Source organism: Phytobacter diazotrophicus, assembly GCF_052061655.1.
Lineage (GTDB): Bacteria > Pseudomonadota > Gammaproteobacteria > Enterobacterales > Enterobacteriaceae > Phytobacter > Phytobacter diazotrophicus.
Map to the genome: position 1 here is coordinate 3,658,639 of NZ_CM125428.1, position 18,794 is coordinate 3,677,432.

Annotated in this window: 29 protein-coding genes; 18 read left to right on the forward strand and 11 right to left on the reverse strand. The window is 49.6% G+C overall.

The window, feature by feature from the left end:
- Positions 1-243 precede the first annotated feature (243 nt).
- The 4 genes from ACS0RQ_RS17880 to ACS0RQ_RS17895 all read right to left on the reverse strand — a co-directional run bounded on the left by ACS0RQ_RS17880 (position 244) and on the right by ACS0RQ_RS17895 (position 2,120).
- Complete coding sequence (locus tag ACS0RQ_RS17880) at positions 244-594, reverse strand: HNH endonuclease (protein WP_334634846.1); 351 nt, start codon at positions 592-594, stop codon at positions 244-246.
- Between the two features lie 82 nt (positions 595-676).
- Complete coding sequence (locus ACS0RQ_RS17885) at positions 677-919, reverse strand: hypothetical protein (RefSeq protein WP_334634848.1); 243 nt, start codon at positions 917-919, stop codon at positions 677-679.
- 263 nt (positions 920-1,182) lie between these two features.
- Positions 1,183-1,644 (reverse strand): lysis protein, encoded by a 462-nt coding sequence (locus ACS0RQ_RS17890; RefSeq protein ID WP_334634850.1) that lies wholly within the window; start codon positions 1,642-1,644, stop codon positions 1,183-1,185.
- Positions 1,641-2,120 carry a lysozyme gene (locus ACS0RQ_RS17895; protein WP_334634852.1) on the reverse strand — a complete coding sequence of 160 codons (480 nt, stop codon included), beginning with the start codon at positions 2,118-2,120 and terminating at the stop codon, positions 1,641-1,643. Before ACS0RQ_RS17895 ends, ACS0RQ_RS17890 begins: the two co-directional genes overlap by 4 nt.
- A gap of 64 nt (positions 2,121-2,184) precedes the next feature.
- Here ACS0RQ_RS17895 and ACS0RQ_RS17900 point away from each other — a divergent pair.
- Positions 2,185-3,332 (forward strand): IS3 family transposase gene (locus ACS0RQ_RS17900; protein ID WP_085949497.1). Its coding sequence is split into 2 segments (ribosomal slippage): positions 2,185-2,422 and positions 2,422-3,332, totalling 1,149 coding nucleotides; the frame shifts between segments, so codons are not numbered across the junction.
- Between the two features lie 25 nt (positions 3,333-3,357).
- Here ACS0RQ_RS17900 and ACS0RQ_RS17905 read toward each other — a convergent pair.
- Entirely contained in the window at positions 3,358-3,663 is a 306-nt protein-coding gene (locus ACS0RQ_RS17905) for a hypothetical protein (protein ID WP_165158531.1), read from the reverse strand.
- Between the two features lie 171 nt (positions 3,664-3,834).
- Here ACS0RQ_RS17905 and ACS0RQ_RS17910 point away from each other — a divergent pair, with 171 nt between their 5' ends.
- Positions 3,835-4,032 carry a hypothetical protein gene (locus ACS0RQ_RS17910; protein WP_271851469.1) on the forward strand — a complete coding sequence of 66 codons (198 nt, stop codon included), beginning with the start codon at positions 3,835-3,837 and terminating at the stop codon, positions 4,030-4,032.
- Positions 4,033-4,468: 436 nt separating this feature from the next.
- On the opposite strand, the gene ACS0RQ_RS17915 is transcribed toward ACS0RQ_RS17910, so the two are convergent.
- From ACS0RQ_RS17915 to ACS0RQ_RS17940, 6 genes are all read right to left on the reverse strand, one after another.
- On the reverse strand, positions 4,469-4,882 hold the full coding sequence (locus ACS0RQ_RS17915; RefSeq protein ID WP_334632894.1) for an antiterminator Q family protein: 414 nt from the start codon (positions 4,880-4,882) through the stop codon (positions 4,469-4,471).
- Positions 4,883-4,951: 69 nt separating this feature from the next.
- Positions 4,952-5,275 (reverse strand): hypothetical protein, encoded by a 324-nt coding sequence (locus tag ACS0RQ_RS17920; RefSeq protein ID WP_334632896.1) that lies wholly within the window; start codon positions 5,273-5,275, stop codon positions 4,952-4,954.
- A gap of 2 nt (positions 5,276-5,277) precedes the next feature.
- Positions 5,278-7,149, reverse strand: a complete 1,872-nt coding sequence (locus ACS0RQ_RS17925; protein ID WP_334632898.1) for a toprim domain-containing protein — start codon at positions 7,147-7,149, stop codon at positions 5,278-5,280.
- Positions 7,150-7,252: 103 nt separating this feature from the next.
- Positions 7,253-8,281 carry a DNA-binding protein gene (locus ACS0RQ_RS17930; RefSeq protein ID WP_334632900.1) on the reverse strand — a complete coding sequence of 343 codons (1,029 nt, stop codon included), beginning with the start codon at positions 8,279-8,281 and terminating at the stop codon, positions 7,253-7,255.
- The gene (locus ACS0RQ_RS17935; protein ID WP_317078734.1) at positions 8,274-8,552 is read right to left on the reverse strand and encodes a DUF4222 domain-containing protein; all 279 of its coding nucleotides are present in this window, start codon (positions 8,550-8,552) and stop codon (positions 8,274-8,276) included. The genes ACS0RQ_RS17930 and ACS0RQ_RS17935 overlap by 8 nt, the downstream gene beginning before the upstream one ends.
- A complete protein-coding gene (locus tag ACS0RQ_RS17940; protein ID WP_317078735.1) occupies positions 8,476-8,748 on the reverse strand; it encodes a Cro/CI family transcriptional regulator in 273 nt (90 codons plus the stop codon). Before ACS0RQ_RS17940 ends, ACS0RQ_RS17935 begins: the two co-directional genes overlap by 77 nt.
- A 29-nt stretch (positions 8,749-8,777) precedes the next feature.
- Here ACS0RQ_RS17940 and ACS0RQ_RS17945 point away from each other — a divergent pair, with 29 nt between their 5' ends.
- From ACS0RQ_RS17945 to asnS, 16 genes are all read left to right on the forward strand, one after another.
- Positions 8,778-9,485: a LexA family protein gene (locus tag ACS0RQ_RS17945; RefSeq protein ID WP_317078736.1), complete on the forward strand. Its 708-nt coding sequence runs from the start codon at positions 8,778-8,780 to the stop codon at positions 9,483-9,485.
- 169 nt (positions 9,486-9,654) lie between these two features.
- The gene (locus ACS0RQ_RS17950; protein ID WP_317078737.1) at positions 9,655-10,164 is read left to right on the forward strand and encodes a hypothetical protein; all 510 of its coding nucleotides are present in this window, start codon (positions 9,655-9,657) and stop codon (positions 10,162-10,164) included.
- Positions 10,165-10,226: 62 nt separating this feature from the next.
- Entirely contained in the window at positions 10,227-10,616 is a 390-nt protein-coding gene (locus tag ACS0RQ_RS17955) for a S24 family peptidase (RefSeq protein ID WP_317078738.1), read from the forward strand.
- 97 nt (positions 10,617-10,713) lie between these two features.
- Positions 10,714-10,914 carry a hypothetical protein gene (locus tag ACS0RQ_RS17960; RefSeq protein ID WP_317078739.1) on the forward strand — a complete coding sequence of 67 codons (201 nt, stop codon included), beginning with the start codon at positions 10,714-10,716 and terminating at the stop codon, positions 10,912-10,914.
- A complete protein-coding gene (locus ACS0RQ_RS17965) occupies positions 10,901-11,260 on the forward strand; it encodes a hypothetical protein (RefSeq protein WP_317078740.1) in 360 nt (119 codons plus the stop codon). The genes ACS0RQ_RS17960 and ACS0RQ_RS17965 overlap by 14 nt, the downstream gene beginning before the upstream one ends.
- A complete protein-coding gene (locus tag ACS0RQ_RS17970) occupies positions 11,250-11,483 on the forward strand; it encodes a hypothetical protein (protein WP_317078741.1) in 234 nt (77 codons plus the stop codon). Before ACS0RQ_RS17965 ends, ACS0RQ_RS17970 begins: the two co-directional genes overlap by 11 nt.
- 12 nt (positions 11,484-11,495) lie before the next feature.
- Positions 11,496-11,717 carry a ParE family toxin-like protein gene (locus ACS0RQ_RS17975; protein WP_317078743.1) on the forward strand — a complete coding sequence of 74 codons (222 nt, stop codon included), beginning with the start codon at positions 11,496-11,498 and terminating at the stop codon, positions 11,715-11,717.
- Complete coding sequence (locus ACS0RQ_RS17980; protein WP_317078744.1) at positions 11,714-12,148, forward strand: hypothetical protein; 435 nt, start codon at positions 11,714-11,716, stop codon at positions 12,146-12,148. Before ACS0RQ_RS17975 ends, ACS0RQ_RS17980 begins: the two co-directional genes overlap by 4 nt.
- The gene (locus ACS0RQ_RS17985; RefSeq protein ID WP_317078746.1) at positions 12,129-12,704 is read left to right on the forward strand and encodes a hypothetical protein; all 576 of its coding nucleotides are present in this window, start codon (positions 12,129-12,131) and stop codon (positions 12,702-12,704) included. Before ACS0RQ_RS17980 ends, ACS0RQ_RS17985 begins: the two co-directional genes overlap by 20 nt.
- Before the next feature lie 11 nt (positions 12,705-12,715).
- Complete coding sequence (locus ACS0RQ_RS17990; protein WP_107224298.1) at positions 12,716-13,468, forward strand: ORF6N domain-containing protein; 753 nt, start codon at positions 12,716-12,718, stop codon at positions 13,466-13,468.
- Positions 13,468-13,809 (forward strand): hypothetical protein, encoded by a 342-nt coding sequence (locus ACS0RQ_RS17995; protein ID WP_107224297.1) that lies wholly within the window; start codon positions 13,468-13,470, stop codon positions 13,807-13,809. Before ACS0RQ_RS17990 ends, ACS0RQ_RS17995 begins: the two co-directional genes overlap by 1 nt.
- Entirely contained in the window at positions 13,809-13,955 is a 147-nt protein-coding gene (locus ACS0RQ_RS18000; RefSeq protein ID WP_107224325.1) for a hypothetical protein, read from the forward strand. The genes ACS0RQ_RS17995 and ACS0RQ_RS18000 overlap by 1 nt, the downstream gene beginning before the upstream one ends.
- Before the next feature lie 7 nt (positions 13,956-13,962).
- Entirely contained in the window at positions 13,963-14,196 is a 234-nt protein-coding gene (locus ACS0RQ_RS18005; RefSeq protein WP_107224296.1) for an excisionase family protein, read from the forward strand.
- Between the two features lie 55 nt (positions 14,197-14,251).
- Positions 14,252-15,541, forward strand: a complete 1,290-nt coding sequence (locus ACS0RQ_RS18010; protein WP_107224295.1) for a tyrosine-type recombinase/integrase — start codon at positions 14,252-14,254, stop codon at positions 15,539-15,541.
- A 199-nt stretch (positions 15,542-15,740) separates the two neighbouring features.
- Complete coding sequence (gene pncB, locus ACS0RQ_RS18015) at positions 15,741-16,943, forward strand: nicotinate phosphoribosyltransferase (RefSeq protein ID WP_039078571.1); 1,203 nt, start codon at positions 15,741-15,743, stop codon at positions 16,941-16,943.
- 260 nt (positions 16,944-17,203) lie between these two features.
- On the forward strand, positions 17,204-18,604 hold the full coding sequence (asnS, locus tag ACS0RQ_RS18020; protein ID WP_271850930.1) for an asparagine--tRNA ligase: 1,401 nt from the start codon (positions 17,204-17,206) through the stop codon (positions 18,602-18,604).
- The last annotated feature ends 190 nt before the right edge of the window (positions 18,605-18,794 follow it).

An 18,794-nucleotide genomic window follows, 5' to 3' on the forward strand; every position in this document is an offset into this window, starting at 1 on the left:
TCATTCGCATCGATATGGTTGCATTTTGAATCATTTCACTTTGATATCAATCCAGAGTGAAGTCATCATTCAGCGTGCGACGGCGCGCACTGGTTGCATTGTGGGGGCAGGCACTGGAGTTATGCCCTGACTGCCCGCAATAGCCGCACCTGAGGTTAGCCCGACGTGAAGAGCCTCCCCATGTCTTCGGGCAGTTAGCCACGGTGTGCAACTGCGAGCCGCAATAGGTACATCGGGTATAGCTCATTGGGTTTTCTCCGTTGCTGTCTTCCTGCGGTGGCACGGCCAGCACAGGCTTTGCAGGTTGGCATCATCATCGGTACCCCCTTGCGACTTCGGCTTAATATGGTCAACGGTAACAGCAGGCACGGCGCGCCCTTCTTTGAGGCATGACTGGCACAAATGGTTATCACGGCTGAGGATGCGAGCGCGGCGAATCTCCCACTTGCTACCGTATCCTCGCTGATGTCTGCTTCTGCCCTGCTGGTGCTGTTCCCAGCCTTCGTTACGATGCTTATCGCAGTAGCCAGAGCGATCAGTAGTTGTGCCAGGGCAACCGCGCTTGCGGCATGCCCGAGGAATTAACGCTGGCATTGGTTACTCCTGCGCGTGCGAGGCGCATAAAAAAGCCCCGCGATTGCGAGGCTGGCTTACTTCGTGTATTGCTTAAATGGGGCTAAACAATAGCAGCGGTGATAGATAGGCGGGTTAAGTCAGGGCGGTTGTGTTCTACAACCACATTCACATCTGATCCCATTACTTCATAATTTCTTTCATATGGCCCGGTAGCTTTACCTGACAGCGAATCTTCAACTAATACTTTTCCGGCCTGCCACACTGTAAGCGTTACGTTTGCACCCTGGACAATACCATCGGCAAACTCCATCAGGTTGTTAATGGTAACTTTGAGATTTTTCATTTCTTACTCGCTGGGTTCGTGCATGGGCGCAATAAAAAAAAGCCGCTCGGACAGAGCGGCGAAGAAGTTTACCAGGGAAAAATAATGAAGCATGGATGCAATTACTATAGCTGGCTAATAGTCACCGATTGCAAACCAGGACGTTTCCGAGAGCATATATCTGTGATAGTTAGCAAACTAACTGATGTAACGAGTTTTTTGTGAACCTATCGCACTTGCTCCCCTCAGGAGAAGATCGGATTTCCATCTCCTGAGGGATTTTTTTATCTTAAGCACTGCTCGCGCACATACTGTTGCAGGCCCGTCAGTTGTTTGGTGATGGTTTCGATTCGCTCTCTGAGGGTGAAATAATCCCGTTCAGCGGCGTCAGTAAGTCGGGGGCCGGTTGCATCATCCATGCCGGGGGCGCTGGCCGTTCCGTTCGATGGACATTTTGCGTTGACGCGCAACCCACACTTGCCAGTGCTAACGCAACGCTGCAGATCTGCAAGCTGCTTTTTAGCATCTGCGAGTTCTCCAGTATATTTCGCATCGAGCGTGGCGACATCACGCTGACGTACTGTCATATCGTCAATGGTTTCATTTGCCAGCGTAAGAGCGCTGGCTGCCTTGTCGCGCTGGGCTTTGTAGTTCAGAGCGTTGTCCCGGTAATGGTTCACCGCCCAGACCAGCGAGACAATCAGAATGATGATGGCAGTTACAATTATGGCGGTTACGCGGCTCATTTCTGGCCCCACGTACAAACCTCATGCTCAACTTCACGGCGATTGATTAACCCCTGCCATTTACGGCCACCAGCATAAATCCACTGACGCAGACCATCGCACGCTGCCTGGTAGTTCCCGGCGTTGAGGTGGCGTAGCACAGCGGAATGCTCAAATGCCATTACGCCAACGTTGTAGCTAAACGTGATAAGCGCTGCTTTCTGGTATTCACTGGCCGGAACCTTGACGGAACGGTCAACAGAACGAGCAAAAGGCACCAGGTCTTTTTGCAGTAGCGCGCGGCATTCTGTATCACTGTACTTTTTACCCGGCTTAATATCGGGACCAGTGTGCCCGTAGCAGACGGTCAGTACGCCAGCAACATCGTAATAAGGTGCGTATTTCACCCCCTCAAGATCGGGGATCATCGTCCCGGAAATTGCCAGAGAACCAGCACCAGCCATCGCCAGTAATTTATTTCGTAACGCCGGAGACATCTGAATCGCCACGGGTTTAACAGACACCTCAGAGTCATTTAAGATGGCTTAAAGAGAGGTGCCCATGAGCGGTAAGCGTTATCCCGAAGAGTTTAAAACTGAAGCAGTCAAACAGGTTGTTGATCGCGGTTATTCTGTTGCCAGCGTTGCAACACGTCTCGATATCACCACCCACAGCCTTTATGCCTGGATAAAGAAGTACGGTCCGGATTCTTCCACTAATAAAGAACAGTCAGATGCTCAGGCCGAGATCCGCCGTCTCCAGAAAGAGCTGAAACGGGTTACCGACGAACGGGACATATTAAAAAAAGCCGCGGCGTACTTCGCAAAGCTGTCCGACTGAGGTACGCCTTTATCCGTGACAACTCCTGTTGCTGGCCTGTTCGCCTGCTCTGTCGGGTGCTGGATGTTCATCCCAGTGGTTTTTACGCCTGGCTTCAGCAGCCGCATTCACAACGCCATCAGGCAGACCTGAGACTGACAGGACAGATTAAACAGTTCTGGCTGGAGTCGGGATGCGTCTATGGTTATCGCAAAATCCATCTGGATCTGCGTGACAGCGGGCAACAGTGCGGAGTAAACAGAGTCTGGAGACTGATGAAACGTGTCGGAATAAAGGCTCAGGTCGGATACCGAAGCCCGCGGGCACGTAAAGGCGAGGCCAGTATCGTGTCACCCAACAGGCTCCAGCGACAGTTCAATCCGGATGCTCCTGATGAGCGTTGGGTAACGGACATAACCTACATCAGGACCCACGAAGGCTGGCTGTATCTTGCCGTTGTTGTTGATCTGTTCTCACGCAAAATTATCGGCTGGTCCATGCAATCCCGGATGACAAAGGACATTGTCCTGAACGCACTGCTGATGGCTGTATGGCGGCGTAATCCCGAAAAACAGGTGCTGGTTCATTCGGATCAGGGCAGTCAGTACACAAGCCATGAGTGGCAGTCGTTCCTGAAATCACACGGCCTGGAGGGTAGCATGAGCCGTCGCGGTAACTGCCATGATAATGCGGTTGCAGAAAGTTTTTTCCAGTTGTTGAAACGTGAACGGATAAAGAAAAAGATCTACGGAACGCGGGAAGAAGCCCGCAGTGATATTTTTGATTACATCGAAATGTTTTATAACAGTAAGCGTCGGCATGGTTCTAGCGAACAGATGTCACCGACAGAATATGAAAACCAGTATTATCAACGGCTCGGAAGTGTCTAGATTATCCGTGGCGATTCAATCGCCATTATTCACCCACCTTTTCCAGAGCGGAGACAGCAACCTGAACCGCTGCCGGGCGTTCGCTGTGAGGCTTGTCTTTCACCTCATCGAGATAACTACTGAGCATCTGAGTACGCTTTTCGTCCTCTTTACGTCGGCGACGCGCATCCATACGTCCATTCACATATGACGCAAGAGAAATAACGACACCAATCAGACCAAAGGCCATATACACGACATCCTGTGTCGCCAGCCCTAAGCCAGCGGCAATCGTTGCCAGCCACGCGAAAAATTGCGTGACAATGTTTCCGGGTTGGTCATTCATTTTCATGGTCTCTCACCTCGCTGGTTAGCGGGTGCTATGCATAATAGAGAAGGTTCAGACATGAGCAGCAGAGCCATCTCATCTGAATTTCTGAGTGAGTAAGTGATTTAAATCGAAGTAATGCCGTCAGATATTTTGGGATACTATTGCATGCTTTTAACAAAAACCGGGTGTGTCATGAAAGATGAAGACTGGGTTATCGGGAGGGCTGTCTTTGACATCCTCCTGTCAGGCTCAGAACAAAAAATAACCAAAGAATTACTGATTGAACGTCTGACCCAGAAGTATCTGGATATTTATGAAAACAGCGCCTTGGTAGAAGATGTTTTGCTCTATGAATCCGCACTAAGGATAGTGAAGGATTCGTATTCATAAACAGCACAGCAAAGCAAAAAAAAGCCTGCTCGGACGAACAGGCCATAAATAAGGAATGCGCATATTTTTGTTATGTGTGGTGCCGGGTGCCTCCCGGTGAAACACTGACTGGACAGCGTTCCGCATGCATCTACTTCCGAGGATAACCAGTAATGCCCCGCCGCATAGGGGGATCCACCACGCATACAATGTAAAATCGCACAGTCTGTTTAGTCAATAAAATGACTTCGGTCGCCGGAGCAATCACAACCAGACCAGTAGAGGGAACGGTCCAGCAACCAAAGATGGCGGCCTCTGCGCAAGCGCCTGACGGTTGGGTAATGAGCCGCCGTCAGTGAGGCCTGAATACGAAAAAACCCCGCCAGATGGCGAGGTTTCGAATGTTATGTGTCAGTGCGTAGTGACAACTCATATCAGAATAAATGGGGTTTTGTAATTACACAACTCTTTTCAGTTTGGGCGGAAAATTATTTCCTTTGCGGCATTCCCTGTCCATTTCCAGCCGGATATCCAGCGTACAAAGCGATCCCTGGATAAAACTTTCCGCTGTCTGAATTCTTACCGAAACCTGATTGTGTGAAATGCCCAATTTCGTTGCCATCGCACGTAATGTCATATTGTCGATGTAATGCCATTCCAGTAATGAGCAAAGATACTCATCGTGCTTTCTGAGACGGATCATTGCCTCGTTAATATACATGCCGTCATCATCACAGCATGATGGTTTACCCTGGCGACTGGCAGGCAACAAACGCGAAAGTCCGGCGGCAGTTCGCGGGTAACCGATATTTGCTGATCCACCAGCGGCCCATGTCCCCCATCGTTCAAGCACCATCTGAATATCACGCATAGTTCTCTCCAGATATTTCGCTGATGTGAATGCCCTGAGGGCTGAAATGTTTGAGTCCAGATTCCATTTTCATGAGTTTCCCTCAGAATCTACATTACCCAAAAAATTAGGGTCTCCACCCAGGCGAACAACCTCATTTTTCAGCACAATATTTTCAAGTATTAGCGCGCCAACTTCGTTGGTAAGGTGCGATACCTTATTCTTTAACCCAAGATATTCATCAGGGTTAATCAGCTCCTGGAGTTGGTTTTTTGCAAACATAAACGCTTCGAATAAATCGACATCAACACCGCCAAAAGTTCCAACGTCACTACATTCCGCCTCCTGCTGGCGGACTTGCACTTTCAGGTGCTGATAGTTCTCAATAGCTTCTTTCAAAACTGCGTTTGTCATATTCAGTACCTCGTAACGTTGTTGGATTCCCATTCCAAGTCAATTTCACTCTGTGGCTTACCGACCAGGTAATTTATTGGGCTGGTTTTATCGACTAAAAATTGATGTGAGCGAGGATCAAACGTTGCGCCTATGTCACCAATCCACCCCTCACCTTCGCGCTGTTTCAGCAGTCTGATCATTGACGCAGGCATGGCGACGGCAGCCTGCTCGTCCTTGTCCAGGCTTTCATAACCCTGTCGTTCTGCTTTGCGTTGCGCCAGCTCACGCGGGATGTTTCGCCACACAGCCATGACGTTGTCAGGCATGTCAGTCAGTGCGCCAGTTCCTTTGACGTCCATTTTCCCTGTTGGGCTTGACTCATTGGTTTTGCGGCTATGGGTCACCAGCAGAATGTGGCAGTTATGCTCGTTTTTGAAATCACACAGGGTGTCGATAAAATCTTTCTGCCCGGTGTAGTCCTCTTCGTCGAGCCCGCATTTTGCGAGGTTATCGATAACGAACAATTCAATGCCGTAGCGGCGGCGGGCATACGCAAAAATCTCCAGTAGCCTTCCCGCCTTAGCTGTTCCGGTCAGTTTGAAAACCCACAGGCGATCAGAAAACCACTCGTTGGTCATCACGATCTCTTCACGCTGCGGAGAAGCAGTACAAATAGTCTGACGGGTCAGGCGGGCAAGCATCTTTCCGGGCTTAAGTTCGAGGGAGGCGATACAAGTACGAACGCCCTGACTCATCGCTTCTACTGCAATATGACCTACCAGTTCGGTTTTTCCGTGACCGTTTACCCCGTTGATGAGTGTCATCTCACTTGCCCGGAACTTGAAGTTGTAATTCAGTGGTGTCCATGGGCTGTTGAATAACCCGACATCGCGGTGCTCAAAAGCTTCAATGGTTTCCTGCAACAGGTCACCAGCGGAACACAATTCGTCGGGATCGAAGAACTTCGCCCTCTCCATGTATTCCAGAATGGCCTCGCTATCCATGCCAGCCATCAGACACTCGTTGATGTCTTTGTGGGGTAATTCGACAAGCCGGCAACGGTGCTCACCCAGACGCCTTGCGATTTCTTTCGCCGCCTCGCGTCCCACGTCGTCGTTATCCAGGCAAAGCCAGACTTCGGTAAAGCGATCGAGATTGTGATACTCATACTCAATCCACTGCTGTTTGGCACCCTTCCCGCCGCCGAACGGTACCGACAGTGCGTCATAACCGAGTTGGGTGAAAGTCATGCAGTCAATTTCACCCTCACAGAGAACAACCAGGCGGGTCGATTTGTCCAGCGCCTGCCAGCCAAACAAACAGGGCTCACAATCAGCCTCGGCCATAATGATTTTTTTGCCGTTCGGTCGCTCTATACCGATGCGCTTAACCTGCAGCAGATCGCCGTTACGGAGATACGGATACGCTACTGCCGGTATTTCCCGGTTTCCATCGTGGTGCCAGACCACCGCGTCAGTCACTTTGAAAAGGTCGGCTGTTTCACGCGTAATGCCACGTGTTGCTAAGTACTCGTAGCAGTGATTCGCTTTTTTAACGCCCTTCTTCGTCGGCCTGGAGAACGTTTTTTTCTTGGCTTCGAAGTGGTGATCGTCGTCTTTAAGACCGAGAAATTCTTTAGCCTCGCGCATCGCATCATGCAACTGGCAGTTACGAACCAGCACCCACAAATCGAGCAGGTCACCGCTGTCACCACTGGCGAAATCAGCCCAGGTCTTTTTCCCGGCCAGATTTATTTTCAGGCTCTTCCCGGCTTCACCATCGACACTGCCCGCGCACCATTCGCGCCCTTCAAGGTGTCCCTTCGGCAGAAGGTATTTCGCCACTCTCTCGGCGTTATCCCACAACTTTTCTGACAATTCAGATGGCGACATTACGCACTCCGTAAATCAAATTTAACAAAACACCAGGCTACGATTCCTTCGCGCAATACACAGTGGTTGTATCCAGCCATCAGCACACGCTTTAGAATTGATTTCATGAGCGACCGTCTCCGCGTCTCTGGCGTTCAATCGCAGCCTGGTTGATAAATATCTCCCCTGACCCATCGTTGGATGGGGTGTACCAGGCCGGATAAGCAGGTTTTTCATCACCAGTTCCAGCGGTGGAATGTGTTGCAGGTTTTTCGTCGTTCCACCGCTCACCGTTCAGGTAGGACGTTGGCAGGAGCTTATCGAAGCCCATTTGCTGCGCCTTCACCCGTAGTCGGATATCATCAGCCAGCATCCTGGCGAACTCATCAGGTGCTCCGCGCGTGGATTTTTTCCAGTCCCGATACTTGGTGCGAAACGAAGAGCGTGATTTAACTTTCGAGTCTTTGCGAAGACCAGCAACCCAAAAAATATCTTCGAATGCGACATCGACCGAGTTATCACCACCAGCATCACCCGTCGTTCCAGCCGATTCCGAATCTGGATTTTCCTGTGCAGGTAGCTCTTCTGAGCCATTGTTAAAATCGTCAGAAGTCCGATTCGAATCGGACAAAGTATTTTGATCCTGTTCTTTCTCCTGTTCCTGTTCCTGCTCTTGGCTTGCAAGCCCCTTCGAAGCCCCTTCATTTTGAACCGGGAACAACACTTCACTTTCCCGGCGAGATGACATATTGAATTGCGCGGAATATTTGTCGTAAAACTCTGAAAGAAATAGGTTATCTGAAACCTTATCGTATTCGTTCTGTACGCCAGCACAGCGCTTATCTCCGGGTTTCAGGGCATCACCGATTTGATGTGTTGCCATTTCGATAACCCAAACCATTTCGGATTGCTCGTCGTACTTACAAAACCCGGCTTTGATGGCGCTATTAAGCCCCTTCGAAGCCCCTTCGATGCTTAATCCCGTTTCATGAGAAAGGAACGCAAGGGGCATGTAATAAAGACCGATCATATTGGCATGAGGACTGGTCAGAAGGTAAAGGGCTACCAGTTGAGACTCTGAGCCAGCTTGCCGCAGTTCCTTGCCCGTTTTACCGATCCAGAAGTGAGGAGACACCTTTCCGTAATCACGCATTTTGCGCCTCCGGAGCCTTCGTAAAATATTGTTGAAACTTCCAGACAGGCTGCATGCATTCATGCGGATAGTTCTGCCTGGTGAAATACCCCTGCTGTTTATCCCGATTCCAGCCAATGACATGCACAACCACACCTCTCGGATCGCTGTATTCGAGATCGAGCGGCTTCGTGTCACTAGGTGCAAAGGGCAAGTTACCCACGGCTTTCTTTCCCCTTAGTTTTTTTTGCAGGGAATGGTTTGTTTTCAAAGGCGCTAACTTTTCCGTCATCCATAACTTGGACGAAAATGTTGCGGCCAGATCTCACCGCTTTGCTAATGGCAATTTGAGTTACACCAAGCTGCTCACCTGCTCTAACTTGACCAATTTCAGATGCGTAATCTTTAAGCGTGAAAGTCATCATATTGACAGCCCAATTAATAGTATTATAGGTACTAAAATACATAGTACTATCGATAGGAGACATTTTCAAACCAAAGGTATTAAAATACTCAAATGAAAAATCAAAAGCGCCTTACCACAGAACAGCAGAAAGACTCTGAACGCCTAAAGGCCATTTACGAGTCAAAAAAGAAATCTCTCGGGATTACTCAGCAAGACATAGCAGATAAGCTGAACATCACACAAAGTGCTGTTGGTCATTACTTAAACGGAAGGAACGCACTGAATGTGAGTTCTGCGCTGATGTTTGCAAAGATCCTGGAGGTGCAGATAGAAGAATTTAGCCCGCATTTGGCTAAGGAATTGGAGCTCATGCATGTAGCCGCTCAAAATATCAAATTTATAGGCGGTTATGACAAAATGCCGTCGTACCCTTTGATTAGCTGGGTGAATGCTGGGGCATGGGGTGAAGCGTGCGAACCATACGCCATTAAGGATATAGATGAATGGCTTGAATCCGACGCACATGTTGAGGGTGAAGGTTTTTGGTTGCGCGTTCAAGGTGATTCAATGACATCTCCGGCCGGAATAAGCATACCAGAAGGCATGGTCATTTTGGTCGATACTGGCAGAGAGCCAATAAATGGTAGTTTGGTGATTGCTAAGTTAGATGACGCCAACGAAGCCACGTTTAAGAAGTTAGTCATTGATAGTGGACAAAAATACCTCAAGCCTTTGAATCCACAATATCCATTAATGCACGTTAATGGTAATTGCCGGATTATAGGGGTTGTTATCGAGGCAAAATATCGCTTCATTTAAGATTGGAAATCTCTTATCAAAAGCCGGCAATCGCCGGTTTTTTTTCAACTAAATTTCATTGGAAATCATATAGTAATACCAATGGTTATTAATAAACTCATCATTTAGTATTGAAAATACTAGTACCCATAGTACTATAAACTCATCGGCAAACAACGGAGCCAATGAGATGAGTATTATACCAATTGAACAGTTTAAAGAAGTTTCCATCAGGGTAGCCCCTGGTGAATATGTTACGTTTCCGGTGATCGATAATAAAGGGCTCTTCATGAATCACAAGCGTTGCAAAAGTGACGGTGGTTATCTGTTAGAGACTTTTATTTTAGATGAGGTTGAGTATTACGGTATTTATAAATGTGATCGCGGTATTGCATTCCTCACTGCTGCATTTTCATCTAAGGAATCCATCTCTAAATCCGTCGCCATGATTGTTTTAAAAAGCTTCCCTTATGTGTTTGCCGATCTTAAAACGAACCTGAGAAATATTTTTCCAGAGTTGAAAATCAGTTTACACATGGAGCTTGTGGAACCGTATTACAACACTGTTTACGTTTCCATTGAAAATGAACCCATTCAGTTTGCGAAAATAAAAGACCCGAGAAATTTAACTTTTAGTGAATTAAATATTTTAAGCGTCATTCCAGAGCTTGCAGAAAAGATAGTTAAAATTCACGGATAAATAATTCTAACTTTTAATTACACCACGCATGGTGGGGATTCCTACAACTTGAGGAAGCGAAAATGCAAAATTCACTTTCTGTGATTGAGAAACCAATTATTAACCCGGAATTGCTATTCGGTCCAAGTCAGGTTAATGACTACGGCGGAATGGTAATGACTTGCCGCATGAATGGTGATTCTATGCAGCCCACAATAGAACCCGGTGAGGTGGTCGCGTTCGTTGATTGCGCTGGAGAAATAAAAATAGACGGTATCTATGTATTCACTAGATTAGTATTTGGCCGTGAAGTCCTATTTATTAAAAGAGTCTCCATCTTGCCAGATAATGAATTAATGATTACTTCTGATCACAAGGCGTATCAGACATATACCCTCTGCGCAGATGAGCGCGAAGATATGAAGATTTATGGGCGTGTCGTCGCTTCTCTTGCAATAAGGCGGTTCGTATGAAGAACAATGCGGCTTTTAAATTGGCAAAAATAATGGCTGCCGCTGGATATTGGGACATTGCGATTCTTTATCTTCGCAAAGCATATGGGGTGTAATTATGGCTAGTGAAATTGATATTCAGGAGACTGAGTTAAAAAGCTATCAGCTTTACTTACTCCTTAAAGTTGCCTCGCTTTCCTCAGATGAACTCGAACCATCAGAGGTTAAAAGTTTGTTCGAACTGGCTTACCAACTGTCAATACCAATTAGCTGTTTTATGCAGACACTTGAAAGCGAGGCCTTAAATGACGGCAAATAAAAACAACCTGATTGAAACCCGTCGCCGCCGACTTGTACAAGCAAAGCTGGATTCTGTTAAGCGCAGAACTGGCGGCAATATTCAGATGGCAAAACTGGATAACGGAGCTTTATTCCCGGTTGAGTTATCCGAAGATGTATTATCGAAAGCGTTAATAAAGCTCTTCGAAGAAATGATTTACGACACGCACAGACGCGCCGAGGCGGAATCCATTATTTCGGAACATTACGCCGACTGCATCGGCAAAAGCAAATTAACGCCTGATGCCGTGTATTTCATGGATGCGTTAATTGAAACCCTGGCCGAAGAAGCGATGAAAAAAAGGAGGCTCCAGAATGCGTGCTAACCAGAAAACGTTTGTGCGCGACGGCGTTTCAATTCCGTTGCCAGTGCGGACAGTTGACCTGCACGTCTCCCCGGACTTCTCCGGTCGTGTACTGGTGTATCTGCAAAACGGGCTGGTCTCTGAACGTCACCTTACTGACGCCGAGATGATTCTCACCCTGGACGGGTTTATCGAACTGGCCCGTAAGTTCGGATGGACTGTTACCCCATCCAGCGGGAATTAAAGGACGGTACCTGTGGCACTGACAGCAATACGCATTCCTGAGTGGGTGCATGAACAGGCGGTTTTCGTTCTACGCCAGTACAGAAACAGACGGGTTCACCCCTGCCGCATGCATCGCTCAGGAAATCTGAGTCTGCGGGTTAACCGTCGCTGGCGCCTGCTTTCCCGCGATGGCGGCCAGAACTGGGAAGTTATGTCACACGAACGCTACTCCAAAGTTAAGGACAGAAAATGACTGATAAACGCATTCACGCAAGCGCCATTGACCTGGCGTTCCAGAAGCACCAGACGCCTGTCGGCGATCTGTTTGTTGCAGCCCGTCACGGTCGTATGAAGCGTTGTTTCAGCCGCGACACGGCAATCCGGCATCTGGCGCACTTCCTGACATCGCATGCATTCGCTAGTTCTGGCTTCGCAGAACGCCACCCGGATACGCGTGAAGTCAGCCAGGGAGGTGAAGTTTGGGTGCGCGGCCCCGTCACACTGGAATATTCCAGGGCCCACCAGCGCACGGTCCGCCGCCTGCGTCGCATGCTTGCCAGCAAGCGCGAAGCGCAGAAGTGGCTGACGAAATGGGACGCCATGCATGACCGCTACGTGAAAGAGCGGGCAGAGCTGCAGTCCAGTAAACCAGCGGGGGTGCGCAATGGCTCACAACACATTTAACCCGGAAGCCACCCCGGACGGCATTCTGATAAGCCGCCGCACTATCGGGTACTCCGTCGCTATCAAGGGGCTGGATCGGGGTGATTACGACCGAGACGTCGTAAAAGGCATGCGCATGCTGTCCTGCATCTGGGAAGCAAGTGAAGCTGGCTGGATAGCGCTGTCTGTAGAAAAGGAAATCATCCTCTGGCGCTGGCTGGTAGTGACGGTTTTCGTAACAGAACTGCTCGATATGTACGGTCCTGTCGAAGTGCCAAACGACTCTGGCGGTTTTGATAAAGGGGTCATTTACTGCGGCAAACACGGCGGCATGAGCATCTACCCGGGGCCAGAACGATTCTGCCTGGCTAACCACGTTGAAAGTATCGCCATCGAAAAATTTGGCAGCGTCACGGGGCCGGGAAAAGCCCTCCAGATTTACAAGAGCATGCTCACCACCAGTCAGCAAGGATTCACGCTTTCAGACTGGGGTCGTGATGCTTTTGAAACGCTGCACGATAGCTTTATCGAACAACTCCAGACCGCAGGCATGCCAGACATGCCGGTTATGCACTGAGGAGGACGAAAATGAACACTGTAACGATCAATAACAAACAGTTGCCGGCAGTCGAATATCGCGGTCAGCGCGTTGTGACGCTGGCGATGATTGATGAAGTCCACCAGCGACCGGAAGGAACCGCACGTGCAGCATTCAACCGAAACCGTGAGCATTTCATCAACGGTGTGGACTATGCCGAATTAGGTGCGGACGTAATACGTACGGACCTCCCGGAAGGGACATTCTCTAAATTTGCACCGTCAGGGATTGTGCTTTTCGAATCAGGCTACCTGATGTTGACTAAGCCATTCAATGACGATCTGGCCTGGCAGGTTCAGCGCGAACTGGTCAATAGCTATTTCCGTACTCAGCGGACGCAGCCTCTTACCGAAATCGAGATGATCGCCGCGATGGCCGCCGATGCCGTTCGCCAGCAAAAGCGACTAAGCCATGTCGAAGAGCAGATTGATACTGTCACCGAAGCCGTAGAGAACATTAAGCGCGGCAACATGCGTGCTGGTTATGTCGGTTATCGCCAGGTGGTCGCCCAAAGCGGCATGACCGATGCGAAGTGTCGCAATCTGGTTAACGCCTACCGGATCCCGACTGACACTCACGAGTTCATGACGCCGGATGGGTTGCTTTCCCGCCGGGCTATCGTGGAGCTTGAGCCTTTCATGCACGCATTTCGCCAGATGATGTCCGAAGCAGAGCCGCGTGGCACACGCTGGTATCACCCGAAGATGGGCTTGTTTCAGGCTATCGGCTGGGAGGCGAAGTAATGGCACTCATTATTCAAAATTTCCGGCTCAACGCGCTGGCAAATCAGTATGCCTCAGCCCTTTATACCCATATCTGCGCCACCAGCACCGGGGGTGGCTTCTCGGTTAATGCCGGAGGGCAGACAATACAGGTGAATATTGTCGGTGGTATTAAAGGGGTTAGGGATTTAGTAGACGGTTACGCGCTTGAGGCGCTCAAAGACAGTTACCCACAATGGGAAGCTATCGCAATTCAATTATTGAGTAGATGCGTTCGTGGAGACGAATTGACGGTAACCGGGCGTGAAATCTGGCAAAGCATGGTTAACGACATGGGCAATACAGTTGCGGGGAATTCATGATGCATAACGCCTTTGAAATATGGGTTCGCCAGCGGTACGGACGCCGCTACGACCTGACGCGGGATGTTGATGGTTGCTACTGCCGGGAGGTGGTCAAGCGGATGTTTGAAACCTGGTGCCACTGTCGTGGCCAGAACGTGGTGTGAGGTAGGTATGCAGACGATTATTCAGGTCGAACCGAACGAATGGGTTACCGAGCAACTACTGATTGCCGTTACCGGCTTGAAGCCTGGCACAATCGCTCGGGCGCGAAAAAACTCCTGGCTTCTTGGCCGGGAATATAAGCACGTTTCACCAGACGGGGAACCAAAGCCCACCAGCGAATGCATGTACAACCGTAAAGCAGTTGACGCATGGGTTGCCGCACAAAAACAACCAATATGGTGATCGGGTTCGATGAAAAAGGTAAGCTTGTATGGCTCCTGGGCGTCAGGAGGAAATTATGAGTAAAAGCTCATATCCAACGGGCGTTGAGAATCACGGCGGATCACTCCGCATATGGTTCAAATATAATGGTAAGCGAGTCAGAGAAAACCTTGGCGTTCCTGATACCGCTAAAAACCGGAAGGTTGCCGGAGATCTGCGAACGTCGGTCTGCTTCTCTATTCGCATGGGAAAGTTTGACTATGCAAAGCAGTTTCCGGATTCACCCAACCTTGCCCGCTTCGGGCAATCCGGAAAGGAAATCACGGTGAAAGAACTCGCCGATAAGTGGGTGGAGCTGAAAAGAATGGAGATCAGCACAAATACCATGAGTCGTTACGAGTCAATTATCAAGAATATGCTCCCCCGCCTGGGGGGGAGAAAACTTGTATCAGCGGTAACAACCGAAGATTTGCTGTTCATCCGGAAAGATCTACTGACTGGTTACCAGGTCATGAAGAAGGGATATCGCACACCGGTTAAGGGAAGAAAAGCGCCTTCCGTAAACAACTACATGACTCTTATGTCTGGAATTTTTCAGTTTGCGCAGGATAACGGATATATAAAGCAAAACCCGTTTAGTGGAATTAACCGGCTAAAGAAGGCGAAAGCCGATCCAGATCCACTCAGCCGAGATGAATTTATCAGGTTTATAGAGGCATGCCGACACCAGCAATTGAAGAATTTATGGTCGCTGGCGATTTATACAGGCATGAGGCATGGGGAGCTGTGCGGGCTTGCGTGGGAGGACATTGATTTGAAAGCTGGTACGTTAACGGTCAAGCGCAATCACACCCAAACTGATGAGTTCACCCTGCCAAAAACCGAGGCGGGAACTGACAGGGTGATTTTTCTCATCAAACCAGCAATCGAAGCCCTTAAAAGTCAGGCCGAACTAACACGCCTGGGCAGACAGTATGAGATTGAAGTGAAGTTACGGGAATATGGCCGGTCAGTCATTCACCCCTGCACCTTTGTTTTCAGTCCTCAGTGTACCCGGCGTGGTGTTCATACAGGATATCACTATGCGGTGAACTCCATTAATAAAATCTGGGCCTCGGTCATTAAACGTGCGGGGATCCGTTACCGTAATGCATACCAGTCACGACATACCTATGCATGCTGGTCGTTGTCTGCCGGAGCCAACCCAAGCTTTATAGCAACCCAAATGGGACACGCTAACGCTCAGATGGTCTTTAAGGTCTACGGAAAATGGATGTCAGAAAGCAGTGCTGAGCAAGTGTCTATACTAAACCAGAAGTTGTCAGAGTTTGCCCCATCCATGCCCCAAGGGGCTGTATGCGGTTAGTAACGTATTTCAAATTCAAGTAGTTAGCGCGACATGTTATACATTTTAGTAACACGCGGCACGAAATGCCCTCGACCCGTTTTGCGCCTTATGGTGTGATCGGGGTTCAATAAATCAATAAACAAGGTATACTCCAGCGGTTTCCACCTGCTTTGTTTATTGTACTAAACGCTCCTGTGAGAGGATGCTACGGCGCACCATGACACGACTCGCTCCCCCCGCTCTGCAGACGCTGCTGGATACTGATGCCTACAAATTGCATATGCAACAGGCGGTGTTCCATCACTATTACGATGTGCATGTCACAGCGGAGTTTCGCTGCCGCGGCGACGACCTTCTGGGCATTTATGCCAGCGCAATTCGCGAAGAAATTGACGCGATGCAACATCTGCGCCTGCAGGAAGACGAATACCAATGGCTGTCCGGCCTCCCCTTCTTCAAAGCGGATTACCTGCAGTGGTTACGTAATTTCCGTTATGATCCGTCGCAAGTGACTGTCATTAATGATAATGGCAAGTTGAACATTCGTATGTCCGGGCCATGGCGTGAAGTCATCATGTGGGAAGTGCCGCTACTGGCGGTAATTAGCGAACTGGTGCATCGCTGCCGCTCTCCACAAGTGGGTGTTCAGCAGGCCCTGCTACATCTTGAAACGAAACTGGCAGATTTTGCTACCCGCACCGCAGAGCTGGATATGTCAGGCTTCCGTCTGATGGATTTCGGCACGCGCCGCCGTTTCTCGCGCGATGTACAGTACGCTATCGTGGAACGTCTCAAACAAGAACCGTGGTTTATTGGCACCAGTAATTACGATCTGGCGCGCCGTCTGTCGCTTACGCCAATGGGAACTCAGGCACACGAATGGTTCCAGGCGCATCAGCAAATCAGCCCGGATCTGGCTACCAGTCAGCGTGCTGCACTGGCCGCGTGGCTGGAAGAGTACCCGGAGCAACTTGGTATTGCCCTGACAGACTGCATTACCATGGATGCCTTCCTGCGTGATTTCGGACCGGTGTTTGCACAACGTTACCAGGGGCTACGCCATGACTCGGGCGACCCGGTGGAATGGGGTGAAAAAGCCATCGCCCATTATGAGAAGCTCGGCATCGATCCGTTATCGAAAACACTGATTTTCTCAGACAATCTTGATCTGAATAAAGCGCTGGATCTCTACCGACACTTCGCCTCCCGCATCAAACTGGGCTTCGGTATTGGCACGCGGCTGACCTGCGACATTCCACATGTGAAGCCGTTGAATATCGTCATCAAGCTTGTTGAGTGTAACGGCAAACCGGTGGCGAAGTTGTCTGATAGCCCCGGAAAAACGATTTGTCACGACAAAGCGTTTGTGCGTGCGTTGCGCAAAGCATTTGACCTGCCGCAGGTTAAAAAGGCCAGCTAATCCCTGTTAATAAGCGTCCTTATCGGGACGCTTTTTTTCGTGGCGAACATTCGCGATATGGCCAATATAAAAAGCAATACCGCGCGCTATTTTCACTTCTCCGCTCAGTATCTCAGCGTTAGCAAAAGATTAATTTCCGAAATCCCCCTTTTCGCTGCGAATTCTACTTGTCTGATGGCGCTCGCCAGGTAACATAGGTATCCCCCCTTTGTGGGCGGACAAACGATGATCTTTTCCAGACAATTAACAGAGAGAATATTATGAGCGTTGTGCCTGTAGCCGACGTACTCCAGGGCCGCGTTACCGTTGACCAAGAAGTCACCGTGCGCGGATGGGTACGTACCCGCCGAGATTCAAAAGCTGGCATCTCCTTCCTCGCCGTTTATGACGGCTCCTGCTTTGATCCTGTACAGGCTGTCATTAATAATTCTCTGCCCAATTACAATGAAGAAGTTCTTCATCTGACCACCGGCTGCTCCGTTGTTGTCACTGGCAAAGTGGTGGAGTCCCCTGGTGAAGGCCAGAGCTTCGAGCTGCAGGCGACTCAGGTTGAAGTCACCGGCTGGGTTGAAGACCCGGACACTTACCCGATGGCGGCGAAACGCCACAGCATCGAGTATTTGCGTGAAGTGGCGCACCTGCGTCCGCGTACCAACCTGATTGGCGCTGTCGCACGTGTTCGTCACACGCTGGCGCAGGCGCTGCACCGTTTCTTTGATGAGCAGGGTTTCTTCTGGGTTTCCACACCGCTCATTACCGCATCTGACACCGAAGGTGCGGGTGAAATGTTCCGCGTCTCCACGTTGGATCTGGAAAACCTGCCGCGTAACGCTCAGGGTAAAGTCGATTTCGACAAAGATTTCTTTGGCAAAGAGTCTTTCCTGACCGTATCGGGCCAGTTGAACGGCGAAACCTATGCCTGCGCGCTGTCCAAAATCTACACTTTTGGGCCAACGTTCCGCGCGGAAAACTCCAACACCAGCCGTCACCTGGCGGAATTCTGGATGCTGGAGCCGGAAGTGGCATTTGCCGATCTGGAAGATAACGCCCGTCTGGCGGAAGCGATGCTGAAATATGCCTTCAACGCAGTTCTGACTGAGCGTATGGATGACATGAAGTTCTTCGCTGAACGCGTTGATAAAGATGCAATTGCCCGTCTGGAGCGTTTTGTTGCGGCTGATTTCGCGCAAGTGGACTACACCGATGCCGTGACCATTCTTGAAAACTGCGGTGAGAAGTTTGAAAACCCGGTTTACTGGGGCGTTGACCTCTCTTCCGAGCATGAACGCTACCTGGCCGAGAAACACTTTAAAGCACCGGTCGTTGTGAAAAACTACCCGAAAGACATTAAGGCTTTCTATATGCGCCTTAACGATGACGGTAAAACCGTAGCAGCAATGGATGTTCTGGCGCCGGGCATTGGTGAAATCATCGGCGGCTCGCAGCGTGAAGAACGTCTGGATGTGCTGGATGCGCGTATGGCTGAAATGGGTCTTAATAAAGAAGACTACTGGTGGTATCGCGATCTGCGCCGTTATGGCACCGTACCTCACTCAGGTTTCGGCCTGGGCTTTGAGCGTCTGATCGCTTATGTCACCGGCGTGCAAAACGTACGTGATGTTATCCCGTTCCCCCGCACACCTCGTAGCGCCACGTTTTAATGATAAAAGCCAGCATATGCTGGCTTTTTTTGCTCTTCATTATTCCTTCACCCTAACCGGGGCATCCTGGCCCGGTTAACGCTTCCCTATCTTTATCGACGATATATCTGTGAAATACTTCTGAACAAAAAATAAAGCACACTTAAATTGTGGCTTAGTTTTATCTCACCTGATAGCACGTCTGGATAAA

Bases quoted from the DNA above. Each gene is read 5' to 3' on its own strand.
- ACS0RQ_RS17880 (WP_334634846.1), bottom strand. From the start codon at position 594: ATGCCAGCGTTAATTCCTCGGGCATGCCGCAAGCGCGGTTGCCCTGGC.
- ACS0RQ_RS17885 (WP_334634848.1), bottom strand. From the start codon at position 919: ATGAAAAATCTCAAAGTTACCATTAACAACCTGATGGAGTTTGCCGAT.
- ACS0RQ_RS17890 (WP_334634850.1), bottom strand. From the start codon at position 1,644: ATGAGCCGCGTAACCGCCATAATTGTAACTGCCATCATCATTCTGATT.
- ACS0RQ_RS17895 (WP_334634852.1), bottom strand. From the start codon at position 2,120: ATGTCTCCGGCGTTACGAAATAAATTACTGGCGATGGCTGGTGCTGGT.
- ACS0RQ_RS17905 (WP_165158531.1), bottom strand. From the start codon at position 3,663: ATGAAAATGAATGACCAACCCGGAAACATTGTCACGCAATTTTTCGCG.
- ACS0RQ_RS17910 (WP_271851469.1), top strand. From the start codon at position 3,835: ATGAAAGATGAAGACTGGGTTATCGGGAGGGCTGTCTTTGACATCCTC.
- ACS0RQ_RS17915 (WP_334632894.1), bottom strand. From the start codon at position 4,882: ATGCGTGATATTCAGATGGTGCTTGAACGATGGGGGACATGGGCCGCT.
- ACS0RQ_RS17920 (WP_334632896.1), bottom strand. From the start codon at position 5,275: ATGACAAACGCAGTTTTGAAAGAAGCTATTGAGAACTATCAGCACCTG.
- ACS0RQ_RS17925 (WP_334632898.1), bottom strand. From the start codon at position 7,149: ATGTCGCCATCTGAATTGTCAGAAAAGTTGTGGGATAACGCCGAGAGA.
- ACS0RQ_RS17930 (WP_334632900.1), bottom strand. From the start codon at position 8,281: ATGCGTGATTACGGAAAGGTGTCTCCTCACTTCTGGATCGGTAAAACG.
- ACS0RQ_RS17935 (WP_317078734.1), bottom strand. From the start codon at position 8,552: ATGACGGAAAAGTTAGCGCCTTTGAAAACAAACCATTCCCTGCAAAAA.
- ACS0RQ_RS17940 (WP_317078735.1), bottom strand. From the start codon at position 8,748: ATGTCTCCTATCGATAGTACTATGTATTTTAGTACCTATAATACTATT.
- ACS0RQ_RS17945 (WP_317078736.1), top strand. From the start codon at position 8,778: ATGAAAAATCAAAAGCGCCTTACCACAGAACAGCAGAAAGACTCTGAA.
- ACS0RQ_RS17950 (WP_317078737.1), top strand. From the start codon at position 9,655: ATGAGTATTATACCAATTGAACAGTTTAAAGAAGTTTCCATCAGGGTA.
- ACS0RQ_RS17955 (WP_317078738.1), top strand. From the start codon at position 10,227: ATGCAAAATTCACTTTCTGTGATTGAGAAACCAATTATTAACCCGGAA.
- ACS0RQ_RS17960 (WP_317078739.1), top strand. From the start codon at position 10,714: ATGGCTAGTGAAATTGATATTCAGGAGACTGAGTTAAAAAGCTATCAG.
- ACS0RQ_RS17965 (WP_317078740.1), top strand. From the start codon at position 10,901: ATGACGGCAAATAAAAACAACCTGATTGAAACCCGTCGCCGCCGACTT.
- ACS0RQ_RS17970 (WP_317078741.1), top strand. From the start codon at position 11,250: ATGCGTGCTAACCAGAAAACGTTTGTGCGCGACGGCGTTTCAATTCCG.
- ACS0RQ_RS17980 (WP_317078744.1), top strand. From the start codon at position 11,714: ATGACTGATAAACGCATTCACGCAAGCGCCATTGACCTGGCGTTCCAG.
- ACS0RQ_RS17985 (WP_317078746.1), top strand. From the start codon at position 12,129: ATGGCTCACAACACATTTAACCCGGAAGCCACCCCGGACGGCATTCTG.
- ACS0RQ_RS17990 (WP_107224298.1), top strand. From the start codon at position 12,716: ATGAACACTGTAACGATCAATAACAAACAGTTGCCGGCAGTCGAATAT.
- ACS0RQ_RS17995 (WP_107224297.1), top strand. From the start codon at position 13,468: ATGGCACTCATTATTCAAAATTTCCGGCTCAACGCGCTGGCAAATCAG.
- ACS0RQ_RS18000 (WP_107224325.1), top strand. From the start codon at position 13,809: ATGCATAACGCCTTTGAAATATGGGTTCGCCAGCGGTACGGACGCCGC.
- ACS0RQ_RS18005 (WP_107224296.1), top strand. From the start codon at position 13,963: ATGCAGACGATTATTCAGGTCGAACCGAACGAATGGGTTACCGAGCAA.
- ACS0RQ_RS18010 (WP_107224295.1), top strand. From the start codon at position 14,252: ATGAGTAAAAGCTCATATCCAACGGGCGTTGAGAATCACGGCGGATCA.
- pncB (WP_039078571.1), top strand. From the start codon at position 15,741: ATGACACGACTCGCTCCCCCCGCTCTGCAGACGCTGCTGGATACTGAT.
- asnS (WP_271850930.1), top strand. From the start codon at position 17,204: ATGAGCGTTGTGCCTGTAGCCGACGTACTCCAGGGCCGCGTTACCGTT.